This is a genomic window from Oscillatoria sp. FACHB-1407 (assembly GCF_014697545.1).
Lineage (GTDB): Bacteria > Cyanobacteriota > Cyanobacteriia > Elainellales > Elainellaceae > FACHB-1407.
Map to the genome: position 1 here is coordinate 1 of NZ_JACJSA010000003.1, position 14129 is coordinate 14129.

Here is a 14129-nt window from a genome sequence, read left to right on the forward strand (position 1 = left end):
ATTCGTGACTGGAAACCTGCTCTCAATCGCTTCGCGATTGAATTCGGCGATCGCTTTCCAACTTGAGTTTTTACCCTTGACACAATCTATTTGACATACCCTCCCAATCGGTTTCCATATATTGAATTGGATCAATTTGTGGTTATGCCAAATCACATTCATGGAATTATTGTCATCAATTCCCCAGATATCAATATTGCCAATAAAACAGACCGTGGGGACGCGATTAATCGCGTCCCTGCCCCTGACATTCCTATCCCTGCCAAAATCCCTGCCCCTGCCATTCCTGCCATTAAAATTTCTACAAATCGGGGTGGTATAACCGGAAAACATAACCCCATGTTGTCTAGCCATTCATTAGGCAAAATCATCCGCTGGTACAAAGGACGATGCACCTTTGAAACTCGATCCATTAAAACCTGCCCGATCGCCCCAGAATTTGCATGGCAATCGCGATTTCACGACTACATTATTCGAGATGAATTGATCTTGAACCGAATTCGCAACTACATCGTGCGAAACCCAGAGACATGGAAAGGCTGTAGATGAACTTTTAGTCGCGATCGCCTTAACCTAACCATTGCTTCAAATTGCTTTCAGATCGTCGTGGGTTCTGATGGTTTGCGCTCAGCCAATAATCGAGCCGCGATCGCCCCACCAATAAAGCCAAACAAATGCCCTTCCCACGAGACACCAATGCGACCGGGAAGCACACCCCAAATTAAGCCGCCATACAATACAACGACAATAACTGAGAGCAGAATGGCGATGAAACTGCGCTCAAAATAACCTCGAAATAGAAGAAACCCCAGATAACCAAAGATCACACCACTGGCACCAATGTGAACCGTGAAAGGTGCGCCAATTAACCAGGTGCCTAACCCACCAATTACCATGGCGATCGCACTAACAACCCAAAAATCACTTGTGCGGCGCAACATGACAAACCATCCTAACGTCAAAAATGGAATTGTGTTAGCTAACAAATGAGTGAAGCTGCCATGTAACAATGGTGCAAATAAAATCCCTCTCAAGCCAATGGTTGTCCGAGGAATAATACCCAATCGGTCGAGCGATCGACCCGTCAATTGATCCACAATTTCTAAAAACCACATTAGTGTAATCAAACCACCCAAAATCACAACCTGGGTTCGTAACTCACGGGCAATTTCTTTGGCTTCGTTACTCATGGATTAACCTCTGGGTCTATACAGTCATCATATCAAGGGAACCGAGTAGAGGGGTGATCAGGTGGGAGGGAGGGAGAAGAAGGAAGAAGGAAAAAAGAAGAGAGAAAAGGATGAAGGGTCAGGTAATGCAGTATTTACTCCTCTACTCTCTCCACTTCCACCCCCCTTTCCCTCTCGCCAATCCGATCGCTTGCAGACCATAATAGGGAAAGCTAATTTACACATCGGTGTCTACTCCTTAACACAGTTCATCAAGATGTCAAGCATTAGCGTCCGTGCGATCGCTGTGCTTGAGTTGACGTAAACAGTGGGTCGAATCGTCATCCCATTTAAACGAGGTGAAACGGGTTGAATTTGGGTAACGAGTTGCGTTCACAAGTTAGCTTTCAATGGTTTGCCCTTGATACGCTGAAATGGCGGTTCTTACCGGGGGCGATCGCGGCTTTTGTAGTCATTGGTTTACTCTTTTTGGGCGTGTGGCATCCCTTTGAAGCTCTAGCTCATGCGCTCTGGGTGGAGGTTCACCGTTTATTACCGCTGGGTCATCCAGGTTTAGAGATGGGCAATGGGGGGCAACCCGGTTGGTTGCCTATTCTGGTGTTAGGAATGGGTCTGGGGTTTAGTCTCTGGCGGACGTCATTGCTCCGCGATCGCCGATGGATAGATGTTTTGCTGATTGCGATCGCCTGGTGTGCCTTCAGTTTGTTAGCGTTTTACACGGGTTATTGGCTGCCCGTCGTTGCTCCCTTGATGGTGTTGATATTGACTCAGGTCGTGAGTTTGATCACAGAAGAATATCGCACATTGAAAGCCACAGTCCAACACCTTCAACAAAACGAGGAGCGATATACCCTGGCCATTCAGGCGGCAAACCAGGGATTGTGGGACTGGCACTTTCACAACGACCAGTTTTATGTGTCACCACGTTGGCTAGCCATGCTGGGCTGCAACAGTTTGCAGGATGCCAACGAAATCGCCATATCGCCCAGGACGATCGCCCAACCTCCCTCCATTGCACTCTCGTCACAAGCCTGGTTTAGCCGCGTCCATCCGGATGATTTGTTGTCCCTTAAGGAGGCAATCAGCCTGCATCTGGAGGGCAAAACAAACCGATTTGAGCGGGAATATCGGATGCGCCATGAGGATGGCTCCTATCGGTGGGTGCTGAGTCAGGCATTAGCCGTGCGAAACAATGCCGGGGAAGCCGACCGCCTTGCAGGGTGTCAAATGGATATCACCGCCCGCAAAGAGGCAGACGATAAGCTGCATCGCAATGCTTTCTATGATGTCCTGACAGAATTGCCCAATCGAGCTTTGTTTATGGAGCGGTTGCGTGAGGCGATCGCGGTGACTCAGCAATATCCTAGTGTGGCGTTTGCGGTGCTCTGGCTCGATCTGGATCACTTTAAGGTGGTCAACAATAGCCTGGGAGGAGAGATTGGCGATCGCCTCTTAGTTGCGGCGGCTCAACGTCTGCGTTCTTTTTTGCCCGCTGAAAATGTGATTGCCCGCATCAGTGGGGATGAGTTTGTGATTCTGTTGAATCAAATCAGTGACCTCAAGGACGCAACCCGCACAGCAGATCACGTTCAACAATTGCTGGCATTGCCGTTTAACCTGAATGGTCATCAAGTCTATACCACTGCCAGCATTGGCATTGCCATGAGTTCTTCGCTCTATCAACGCCCAGAACACATCATGCGCGATGCAGATACCGCCATGCATCGGGCTAAAGCCTCCGGTCGAGCCAGATATCAGGTGTTTGATGCGGCTATGCACCTGCGTCTGCTGGAACGGTTGCAACTGGAAAATGACTTGCGACGGGCGATCGCTGCTACTGGCAACCCCAAGAACGAACATCAGGAGTTGATGCTGCACTATCAACCGATCGTTAGCTTAGCAACTGGGCAAATCACCGGGTTTGAAGCATTGCTGCGCTGGCGACACCCTGACCATGGCTTTATCTCTCCGGTGCGGTTTGTGCCGATGGCAGAGGAGACAGGATTGATTGTGCAGTTGGGCTGGTGGGTGCTGCGAGAGGCGTGTCAGCAAATGCGCTCCTGGCATCTACAATTGGGCGATCGCAAACCCCTGACGATTAACGTGAATCTCTCTAGTCGCCAATTTGCGATGTCTGGCTTAACAGAACAAACGCGACAGATTTTGGAGGAAACTCAGCTCGATCCAGCCAGCCTTAAGTTAGAGCTAACCGAAAGTATGGTGATGGATAACGCTTCGTCGGTGGTCGCCGTGTTGCGACAGATGCGATCGCTCGGCATTCAACTGGCGATCGACGATTTCGGCACAGGCTATTCGTCACTCAGCTATCTTCCTCGATTTCCCATCAACACCCTCAAAATCGATCGCTCTTTTGTCAACAAAATGGGAGCCAGCAATGATGGCTTAGAGATTGTGAGAACCATTTTGTCACTGGCTCACAACCTGGGTATGGATGTCACCGCAGAAGGGGTAGAAACACAAGAGCAAGCCGATCAACTGCTGCTTATGAACTGTGAATATGGGCAGGGTTATCTCTTCTCAAAACCCCTGGATCGCGAGTCAGCGACCCACCTGTTAAATGAGCAATGTTCTGGCTAACGCAGCACCTTAGGATGGTGGATTTGATATAGCTTGGTCAGAAAGCTTAGGACAAAGCGAATGGCTCAAACCCGGATGCTGGGGGAGCTTTCTGACTCGTCTTCACCCCATCGCATGTGGCTACGGCTATAAAACCGCAATCTGGACAGGTGGGTGTAGCAAACCCATCTGCACCGCGCCATAAATTTGACGGCAAAACCTGTCCCTACCAAAGATTGAACTTGTTTAATTTCTATTTATTTAGAGGCGATCGCCCCCATCTACCCATCCACCTGCAAAATTCTTGTACAGACGCGATTAATCGCGTCTCTCCCCTTCCAACAATCGCAATACCTCCTCTCGATTGGGAATCGCCCATTCTAACAACTCATTGTCACACTGCTCACTGAGTAAGAGTAGGTTTACTCATTCGGAGGCAAATAGCCATCACAGAGATAACGCTCATCAGGACGGGTGCTCAAATACTGCTGTATCCAATCACAGCCCATTGTCATCAGGCGATCGAAATCCCAGATCCAGAGTTTGATAGTGCCATCTCCACTAGCAGAGGCGATCGTCTTGCCATCAGGACTAAAACTGATGCTAGTAACCACATCTTGATGACCTTCTAGGGTGTGCAAGAGTCTGCCCGTAGCGGCATCCCAAACCTTAACAGTCTCGTCCCCACTACCAGAAGCGAGGGTCTTACCATCCGGGCTGAAACTTAGACTATTAACCCCATTTGCCCCTCGAATGGTAAGAATTTCTGTCCCGGTTTCCACATCCCAGAGCTTAATGATGTCATCACCTCCAGAAGCCAGAGTCTTGCCATCTGGACTAAAACTGATGCTACCAACCCAACCTACCTCTTGAAATGTGCGAATTTCCTGACCAGTTTCCACATTCCAAAGCTTGATGCTGTTGTCAATACTACTAGAGGCAAGAGTCTTGCCATTCGGGCTGAAACTGATATGCCAAACCTGGTTTTGATGACCTTTGAGGGTGCGAATTTCCTGACCAGTTTCCACATTCCAGAGCTTGATGGTGCTGTCATAACTCCCAGAAGCCAGGATCTTGCCATCCGGTTTGAAGCTGATACTAGAAACCCAAGCTTCATGCCCTGGCAAACTGTGAATTTCTGTCCCAGTCTCCACATTCCAGAGCTTGGTGGTGTGGTCGTCACTTCCAGAAGAAGCCAAGGTCTTGCCATCTGGACTGAAACTAATGTTACCTCCCCAACCTACCCCTTGGATGGTGCGAATTCCCTCCCCAGTTTCCATATTCCAGAGCTTGATGGTGCTGTCATAACTTCCAGATGCCAGAGTTTTGCCGTCCGAGCTGAAACTGATGCTAGTAACCCCATTTTGATGCCCTCGCAGAGTAGAAACCTCCCCACTGGTTGCCACATTCCAGAGCTTGATGGTGTTATCAGCACTACCGGACAACAGAACCCTACCATCTGGGCTGAAATTGACGCTAGTAATCAGACCTTGATGCCCTCGCAAAGTGCGAATATCTCTTCCAGTTGCCACATTCCAGAGCTTAATAGTGCTGTCAAAACTCCCAGAAGCCAGAGTCTTGCCATCCGGGCTGAAACTGATGTGAGTAACCAGATCTTGATGCCCTTGCAGGGTGCGAATCTCTCCAGTTTCTAAATTCTGAAGCTTAATAGTAATATCAGCACTCCCCAAAGAAGCCAGAGTCTTGCCATCTGGGCTGAAACTAACGTTACGAACCTCCCCTTGATAACCTTGCAGGGTACGAATTTCCTGTCCCGTTTCCACATTCCAGAGCTTGATGGTGTTATCAGCACTCCCAGAGGCCAGAGTCTTGCCATCTGGGCTGAAACTGATACTAAAAACCACATCTTGATGCCCTTGCAGGGTGTGAATTTCCTGTCCCGTTTCCACATTCCAGAGCTTGACGGTGTTGTCCCCGCTTCCAGACGCTAGAGTTCTACCATCCGGGCTGAAACTAATGCTATTAACCCCAGCCTGATGACCTTCAAAAGTAACAATTTCTTGACCTGTTTCCACATTCCAGAGCTTGATAGTGTTGTCAAAGCTCCCAGAAGCCAGGGTCTTGCCGTCTGGACTGAAATGGGCGACGCTAACCCCAGCCTGATGACCTTCAAAAGTGCCAATTTCTTGACCTGTTTCCATATTCCAGAGCTTGATGGTGTTGTCATAACTCCCAAAAGCTAGGGTTTTGCCATCCGGGCTGAGACGGATACCCCTACCTCTATACCCTGGTAGGGTATTCATCTCACTGACTCCATTGACTGCTTGCTGTAACACTGCCACGATAAAGGACTGTAATACTTCCCGCTCCGAACTACCGCTTTGAAATTGGGTACGCATTGTCTGTCCTGACTGAAGGGCAAGCAGTAACCCCTGGAATGCTTGCCCAGATAGGAATTTTTCGTTGGATGCAGTGGTTTGCAATCGTACTTCTGCCATCCTGATTTTGGTTTCAGCTCGAACAGCCGCAAACCCAGCGACCCCGGCAATAACTAACCCGATCGCCCCAGCGATCGTCCCAATCAGCAAGCGTCGCCGTCCCTTAGCAGTTGCTTCCTGTAAGGATCGTTCGGCTTCCTGTAACTTCTGTTCCGCCTGTTCGCCCTTTTTAGCGGCTGCCTGCAAAATTTGGGTTGCCCGGTTTTGTGCTTCCTCAACCGTGCGACTGGTTGCCACATAGCTCTGCTGAAGTTCGGTGGGTTTGGGTTCCTTGCCCACGCTTTGTGCCAACCACTGCTCCGCCTGCTCCAGGTCATCGCCGCGTAACAGCAAACTCTCTTTGCGCCCCTTACTGTCCCACTCGATCGCCCGCATCAGTAATCGCGTATGGGCATGTAGATGCTCCGTATCGGTATCGAGGATTCGCAGCAATTCAGTGAAATTAGCTGAAAAATCGCCTTCTCGCTGGTTAAAGTCGAGCCACTGCACCTTTGCCAGTTCGGGGTGGAGGGTGGATGGGTCGATGGGTTGATGGAGCAGGGTGACGAAGCGTTTGTTGAGTCGTGCAGCATATTCCACCTCATCCGCGCAATAGGGCGATGTGACCGATCGAGGCGACAGCACAAACAAAAACGTATCCGAACTTTCAATGCCTTTGTAAATCTCCTGCTGAAAATCCACCGTTCCCGCTGCAATGCTTTCCTGGTCAAACCAGGTGCGTTTGCCGTGACTTTGCAACGCATCATTCAGCTTGCGGGCAAATCCTGAATCCACCCGCGAGTAAGAAATAAAGACATCCAGCGAAATGCCGGGTGGTTGGCGCAGGCTTTCGGTAACGAAGGTTTCCTGCAATGGTAATACAGGGTAAACCGCACTTTGCTTTGCCATCTTCAACCAGGCTTCTGCGTGGCGCAGGTTATAGCCTCGCAGCAACAGGGTAGGATTTTGCTGCTGGCGTTCCCACTTTAATGCTTTAGTCAGCAACAGTTTGTGGGTTTCGTGATAGGCAGCATCCTGTCGCAAAATTCGCAGTAACTGACTTTCATCCTGCTGATAGTCTGTGGCTTGCACATTGTCCGTCAGATCAATGTATTGCAAGTTTCGCAAACTCGTTGGAATTTGATGGGGTGCAACTGCCTCCAGCAACACCGGAATAATCCGTTTGTTGAGGGACAGGGCATAGTCCAGTTCATGCTGACACCAGCGTGACTGAATTGCGGCAGATGAGAGCAAGTACACCACATTATCAGCTTCCTCAATGCCGCGATCGATAATCTGCTGAAAGGCTGCTCCCGCTTGAATATCCGTTGTGTTTGTCCAAACGGTCAATCCTTCTCGTCGCAGACTATTACAGATTTGCACGGCTGTTGCTCGATCCATATCGGCATACGCCAGAAACACATCCGTCATCAAGTTGTTGGCATTCTTGCGACTCTCCGCAATGAACTCACAATGCAGATCGGTTGGCGAACAGGGCGGTTGTGCATCCGTAAACCGCACCTTAAGCCACTCCTCCGCCTGGAGCCGTTCTTCACCGATGAGTAGATAGGGCGATCGCTTCTGGTTTTGCTGCCATTCCAGTGCTTTTGCTAAAAGTAGCGTGTGCTGATGAACATAGTCTCTGTGGCGATCGAAGATGTTAAGCAATCCCGTAAAAGCCGCTTCAAAATCATCCTGTCCCTCCCGCATATAGACCCAGTTAATCTTTTGCAGCACAGGATGCATATTTTGAAAGTAGTCATGCAATCCCTTTGTCTGATACTCTGCCCACTCTTGCGCAGTTCCATTGGGATTGCGTTGCCGCCAGGTATCGTAACTGATTCTCTCGACATGGAGTAGCGGAATAATCCGCTTTTGATATCTAAGGGCTAACTCAATCTCCAAGTGACAGTGCGGCGAATTCACAGAATGGGGTGAGATGATGAACAGAAAGTTGTCAGTCCGTTCGATGCCATCATCAATTTGTTTCTGATAATCCACTCCTAATGGAATGTCTTCAAAGTCAAACCAAACATTCAAACCATATTCCGTTAAACGACGATGCAACCGAGCCGCAAAGGCTTTGCTATCAACCCGTCCATAGGAGATAAATGCATCGTAAAACTGCTGCATGGTACTGCCTTACTCATCGATAGATGCTTTGGCAGTAGAATAGCTCTCTTTTTTAGTGGAAGAGGAATTTTTAAGAATTTTCCAATCAACAACGATTAATACAGTCGGTTAACTCTATCAACAATCAGAAAAGGGGCTTTGCTGAATAGAGGGATGATTATTTTGATACAGACGTGAGCGTCTCGCTCACACTCCTTTCAGGTGAATCGTTTAAACCAGTGCGAGCATCCTGCTCGCGACTCATTCATCCCCAAGATCAGCAACACCTCAGAAAAGGTTCTGTCCAGAACTCATTACTTTTGTCAATCAATCAGGTGAATCAGACCTCAAAACTACAAACCCTTCCCGGTGTCGCTAGACAGGGCAGAGGATAAGGGCGTGTGAATGTGTCTGAACCCAAAAAACTCTTTGAATCATCCTGATACTAGGGTACTTTGGGCGATCGCGTTAGACTTAGTAAAGTTTGTCGATTCTGTCAAGCTATATAGAATCGCGAAAAAAGCAATCGGACTTATGATTAAAAATAAGTTGATTAAAAATTAAGTCAATGTAGGTCTGAATTCGGGAGTTTATTTCCCATAGCAGAGTTTTGATCTTCAATCATTTAGTGTGGTAGTGTCCCTCATTTGTGAACGTTTCTTCTACTCCTTACGAAATCGACCTCGATCGCCTGTTTCCCTTTGATTTAGATAGGTTTCAGCAGCAGGCGATCGCTGCCCTCAATGCCAACAAATCCGTTGTGGTCTGTGCGCCGACGGGTTCTGGCAAGACTCTGATTGGGGAATATGCCATCTATCGGGCACTGGCGAGAAACAAACGGGTCTTTTACACTACCCCGTTGAAGGCACTGTCCAATCAGAAACTCCGCGACTTTCGGGAGCAATTTGGGGCGGAGCAAGTAGGGCTATTGACGGGGGATGTCTCAGTGAACCGGGAGGCACCCGTCCTGGTGATGACCACTGAAATCTTCCGCAACATGCTCTATGGCACTCCCATCGGGCAGGTGGGGACATCACTCGTGGATGTTGAGGCAGTGGTGCTGGATGAATGCCACTACATGAACGATCGCCAACGGGGAACCGTGTGGGAAGAGTCCATCATCTACTGCCCGCATGAGGTGCAACTGGTGGCTCTGTCGGCAACGGTGGCAAACAGTCAGCAGTTAACCGATTGGATCGATCAGGTTCATGGTCCCACCGAGTTAATCTATTCCGACTTTCGCCCTGTTCCACTGCAATTTTTGTTCTCCAACCCCAAGGGATTGTTTCCGCTGCTCAACCCTGATGGTAAGGGCATTAACCCCCGACTCAAGCCCAAGGGAGGGAAACCCCGAGGCAAACAAGAAGCTCCCAGTTTGGTGTCGGTGATTGGTCAGTTGCAACAACGCGATATGTTGCCTGCCATCTATTTCATCTTTAGTCGGCGTGGTTGTGACCAGGCAATTAACGAACTCGATCGCCTCTCGCTGGTGAATGAAGCGGAAGCAGCTAACCTGAAAGTACAAATTGATGAATTTCTGGCACGAAATCCAGAAGTCAGTCGCAGTGGGCAATTAGAGCCGTTGTATCGAGGCATCGCCGCACATCATGCCGGAATTCTACCTGCGTGGAAGGGTTTAGTGGAGGAGCTATTTCAACAGGGCTTGATTAAGGTGGTCTTTGCGACGGAAACGCTGGCAGCGGGGATCAATATGCCTGCCCGTACGACGGTGATCTCCAGTTTGTCTAAGCGCACGGATCGGGGACATCGCCTGCTGAATGCGTCTGAGTTTCTGCAAATGGCAGGACGGGCAGGACGACGCGGTATGGATCAGGTGGGCTATGTCGTCACGGTACAAAACCGCTTTGAGGGTGCGCCTGAAGCGGCTTACCTGGCAACATCGGGAGCCGATCCCCTGATTAGCCAATTTAGCCCCAGCTATGGCATGGTGCTCAACTTGTTGCAAACCCATACGTTAGAAGAGGCGAAAGCCTTGATTGAGCGGAGCTTTGGGCAGTACTTAGCAACGCTGTATCTCAAGCCGCAACAACAGGAAATTGAGCGACTGGAAGCCGAACTGGAACATCAGCAAGCCCAACTGGCTTATGCTGATTCCGCCTTGCTAGCTAATTACGAAAAGCTGCACGAACGACTCAAAGAAGAGCGTCGTTTGCTCAAGATCTTGCAACATCAGGCGCAGGAGTTGCAGAGCCATGAACTATCTACTGCGTTGCCGTTTGCGATCGCCGGAACAGTACTCAGTCTCAAGGGCAAACATGTCCCCGTTCACGATCCGTTGCCAGCGGTGTTGGTAGCCAAGGTGCCGGGTTCAGGGCAGTTTCCCTATCTGGTCTGTCTGGGCAAAGATAACATCTGGCGAGTGGTGACGGTTTCAGATGTGGTAGGACTCCACGCCGAGTTTCCTCGTTTAGTGGCGGCTGATCACCTGACTCCTCCGATCGAGCTTGCCCTGCGACCGGGGCAAACCTGGTCGGGACAAGCCGAGACAGAGGCGATCGCTTACCAGATTCCCCAACCCCCCTCTGCGGCTGACTTCTCGCCCGAAGTCAAAGACCAACTGGAACGGGTCACGATGGTAGAGTCGCAAATCACCTCCCATCCTGCCCATCAGTGGGGCAATCCGGGTAAGTTGGTGAAGCAACAAAAGCGGATTGCGCGAATTCAGTCAGAACTGAGCGATCGCCAACAAAAGCTGGGCAAACAAACCCAACGCTATTGGCAAGAATTTCTCAGCCTGATGGACATCCTGCAACAGTTCAATTGCCTGATCGATGTTCAACCTACCGATCTGGGGCAAATTGCGGCTGCTATTCGCGGGGATAACGAACTGTGGCTAGGGCTATCGCTGGCATCTGGTGAATTGGATGCGCTCGATCCTCACCATCTGGCAGCAGCTTGCGCGGCTCTGGTAACGGAAGTCTCTCGTCCCGATAGCTGGACAAACTATGATCCCTCTGGCGAAGTGGAAGAAGCTCTAGAAGGTTTGCGTGGTATTCGGCGTCAACTTTTTCAGTTACAGCGTCGCCATCAAGTCGTCTTGCCTATCTGGTTGGAATATGACTTTGTCGGATTAGTGGAGCAATGGGCACTGGGCGAACCGTGGGTGGACTTGTGCAGTAACACGAGTCTGGACGAAGGGGATGTTGTCCGAATTCTGCGTCGCACCCTCGACTTTTTATCGCAGATTCCCTACGTGCCGCACTTATCTTCTGGGCTAAAGCAAAATGCTATTCGTGCCATTCAACTGATCGATCGCTTCCCTGTGAATGAGAGTGTGAGTTAGGGAAGTGGGGGATGAGTGGGGAATGGGGTATGGGGGGTAGGGTGTGGGGAATGGGGAAGAAAAAAGGTTTTACACAATAAAACCCGTTGAAAGGAACTGAAGATCGGCTCTGTTGGCTCGGAGTTCCTGAAGGGGACTTGCTTTTGTTAGCTCAAACCTCAAGTTCAGGGTGGGGCAGGGCGATCGCCCATGGGGCTAACTAATGTCAATTCGGGTTAAACACCTGGCGAACGAATTCGCGGCTATGAGAGCGAAGTCCGCCAACGCGGACCCCGGAAGAGGCGGGTTTTGATGAACCGACGCAGGTCGGTTTTGCTCTTGTAGCTATGGTTTGAACCGCCAAAATTCTGATCCCGAACTCAGGTTAAATACTTTTTCTGGAGACTGGTGCAAGATTTGAGTATCCTTTCCTTCCCCTACTCTCGCATCTCTTCACTCTCCCACCCCCGACACCCCTCTCTACGGCCTGCCTTGTCGCTAGGGGCTATAAGCTCTATGCCAGTAAAACTGGAGCATTCACGCGTTTAAAAAGAAAAAACCCGGTTTGACCCGGGTTGGCTACTCGTGTATTTCCCAATGTTTTTATAGCAACATTTCTATCCTTAACATCTCTAACTAAAGGTAGGTTTTCTTTGAAGACCTAACGTGTATTATTTTTCTCCCCATAATACTGTTTTGTGTTTCAGGCTGTTCTGGCTGGTTCCTACGACTGGATGATGCCACCGGGGGAAGTAGAGCGATCGCATCGTCAGGTACAGTACACAGGCTGCAAAGCACATAGGCTAGATCAACACAGTGTCCGTTGATACTAAAAGAAGAGATCAGTGATGGACAGTTAATAGCTAGCCAGGGTGCAGCTTGATGTGTCGCACAAAGATGATGGATATCACTCGGCTTAAATCAGAAATTAATGCCTGTCTAATTTTGGCTGTGCCATTGGCTGGGGCACAGCTAGCCCAGGCAGCGACTTCGTTTGCAGATACCGTTATGATGGGTCTGCTAGGGAGTGAAACGTTGGCAGCAGGAGGACTGGGAGCCGCATCCTTTGGAGTGTTGCTGATTGTCAGCACCGGAATCGTCTCAGCCGTCAGTCCGCTGGTTGCAGAAGCCTATGGAGCCGGGAGACTCGAAAAAGTCGGTCGAATCACGGCTCAGGGAGTGTGGTTAGCGGTTTTGTTAGCGTTACCCATTACGCTGTTGCTTTGGAATGTAGGCTCCCTGATGAGCCGATTTGGGCAAGCCGAAAGCACGGTGGTGTTGACGCAGGGATATCTCAGGGCGATCGCCTGGGGATTTTTGCCAGCGTTGGTATTTGCGGCGTTTAGAAGTACGGTCACGGCATTGTCGCGTCCCCGTCCCGTGTTGCTGATCACCCTTGGTGGCACTCTGTTTAACGTGGGGGCTAACTATGTCTTGATGTTTGGCAAATTTGGTTTGCCTGCCATGGGTTTAACGGGAATTGGCTTAGCCAGTAGCCTTTCGTTCTGGCTCGCGTTAATTGCGTTAATTCTCTACATTCAAACTCAACCTGTCCTCCTGTCCTGTGGGCTGTTTCGCCATCTACATCAATTTGATTGGAAGGGGTTTCGAGACTTGATTGGAGTAGGAGTGCCAATTGGAGTGTTGTACGCCGTGGAGGCAGGGCTGTTCACCATTACCACCTTCCTCATGGGGACGTTGGGAACAACCACCCTGGCTGCCCACCAAATCGCCCTACAAACCGCTGCGCTGACGTTTATGGTGCCAATGGGAATCTCGCTGGCAACAACAGTACGGGTGGGGCAATTGATTGGGCAGGGCAACCCTCAGGGGGCGCGACTGGCAGGCTATGTCGGCATCAGTATCGGTGCGCTGTTTATGGCAACTATGGGAGTGCTGATGTGGACTTCTCCCAGAAGCATTGTTTCCCTCTACCTCAATCTCAATGATCCTGCCAACTCACCTGTGATCAGCATTGCCACCTCACTGTTAGGCGTCGCTGCCCTGTTTCAAATCGTCGATGGGATTCAGGCGATCGCCGCTGGTGCGCTGCGGGGCTTAAAAGACACCCGAATCCCGATGCTGATTGGAGTCATCGCCTATTGGGGCATTGGTCTAACCAGTGGCTACCTGCTGGGGCTGCAAGGAGAACTGGGGGGAGTTGGTCTGTGGGTCGGCTTGGCATTGGGACTGGCGATCGCTGCTATTGTTTTGACCTGGCGATTTCATAGCCTGGTGTCACCGGAGGAAGACAAAAAAAGAGACGCGATTCATCCGCGTCTGTACTAAATCGTATTGAAGGGTGAAAAGGGCAGGAGAAAAGTGGAGTAATGAAGGATAAGTGATAGAGGATAAAAGAAGAGCGTCAATGGTCAATGGTCAATGGTCAATGGTCAATGGTCAATGGTCAATCGTCATTGGTGGGTGCATCTAGTGATTGGAGACTGAACCCGGCGAATGAATTCACGGCTATTGGAGCGAAGTCCGCCGACGCGGACTAAGGTTTTGAACCTGCGGAGGCAAGCTTTG

8 protein-coding genes are annotated in these 14129 nt (G+C 50.1%); 6 read left to right on the forward strand and 2 right to left on the reverse strand.

Going from position 1 to position 14129, the window contains the following annotated elements:
* Positions 1 to 144: 144 nt before the first annotated feature.
* A complete protein-coding gene (locus H6G89_RS05995; RefSeq protein ID WP_190504405.1) occupies positions 145 to 549 on the forward strand; it encodes a transposase in 405 nt (134 codons plus the stop codon).
* Between the two features lie 47 nt (positions 550 to 596).
* On the opposite strand, the gene H6G89_RS06000 is transcribed toward H6G89_RS05995, so the two are convergent.
* A complete protein-coding gene (locus H6G89_RS06000) occupies positions 597 to 1190 on the reverse strand; it encodes a rhomboid family intramembrane serine protease (RefSeq protein ID WP_190504406.1) in 594 nt (197 codons plus the stop codon).
* A gap of 348 nt (positions 1191 to 1538) precedes the next feature.
* Here H6G89_RS06000 and H6G89_RS06005 point away from each other — a divergent pair, with 348 nt between their 5' ends.
* Entirely contained in the window at positions 1539 to 3788 is a 2250-nt protein-coding gene (locus H6G89_RS06005) for a putative bifunctional diguanylate cyclase/phosphodiesterase (RefSeq protein ID WP_190504407.1), read from the forward strand.
* A gap of 401 nt (positions 3789 to 4189) precedes the next feature.
* Here the strand turns inward: H6G89_RS06005 and H6G89_RS06010 are convergent, their stop codons facing one another.
* Entirely contained in the window at positions 4190 to 8338 is a 4149-nt protein-coding gene (locus H6G89_RS06010; RefSeq protein ID WP_190504408.1) for a TIR domain-containing protein, read from the reverse strand.
* Positions 8339 to 8966: 628 nt separating this feature from the next.
* Here H6G89_RS06010 and H6G89_RS06015 point away from each other — a divergent pair.
* The 4 genes from H6G89_RS06015 (at position 8967) to H6G89_RS35615 (ending at position 14101) form a co-directional block, all read left to right on the forward strand.
* A complete protein-coding gene (locus H6G89_RS06015; protein ID WP_190504409.1) occupies positions 8967 to 11621 on the forward strand; it encodes a DEAD/DEAH box helicase in 2655 nt (884 codons plus the stop codon).
* A gap of 677 nt (positions 11622 to 12298) precedes the next feature.
* Positions 12299 to 12427 carry a hypothetical protein gene (locus tag H6G89_RS35610; RefSeq protein WP_255519380.1) on the forward strand — a complete coding sequence of 43 codons (129 nt, stop codon included), beginning with the start codon at positions 12299 to 12301 and terminating at the stop codon, positions 12425 to 12427.
* 55 nt (positions 12428 to 12482) lie between these two features.
* Positions 12483 to 13889, forward strand: coding sequence for an MATE family efflux transporter (locus tag H6G89_RS06020; protein ID WP_242059843.1), 1407 nt, complete (start codon positions 12483 to 12485; stop codon positions 13887 to 13889).
* 86 nt (positions 13890 to 13975) lie between these two features.
* Positions 13976 to 14101, forward strand: coding sequence for a hypothetical protein (locus H6G89_RS35615; RefSeq protein ID WP_255519381.1), 126 nt, complete (start codon positions 13976 to 13978; stop codon positions 14099 to 14101).
* Positions 14102 to 14129 lie beyond the last annotated feature (28 nt).

Coding starts and splice junctions, on each gene's coding strand:
- H6G89_RS05995 (WP_190504405.1), top strand. CDS start 145: ATGCCAAATCACATTCATGGAATTATTGTCATCAATTCCCCAGATATC.
- H6G89_RS35615 (WP_255519381.1), top strand. CDS start 13,976: ATGGTCAATGGTCAATGGTCAATGGTCAATGGTCAATCGTCATTGGTG.
- H6G89_RS06020 (WP_242059843.1), top strand. CDS start 12,483: ATGTGTCGCACAAAGATGATGGATATCACTCGGCTTAAATCAGAAATT.
- H6G89_RS06010 (WP_190504408.1), bottom strand. CDS start 8,338: ATGCAGCAGTTTTACGATGCATTTATCTCCTATGGACGGGTTGATAGC.
- H6G89_RS06000 (WP_190504406.1), bottom strand. CDS start 1,190: ATGAGTAACGAAGCCAAAGAAATTGCCCGTGAGTTACGAACCCAGGTT.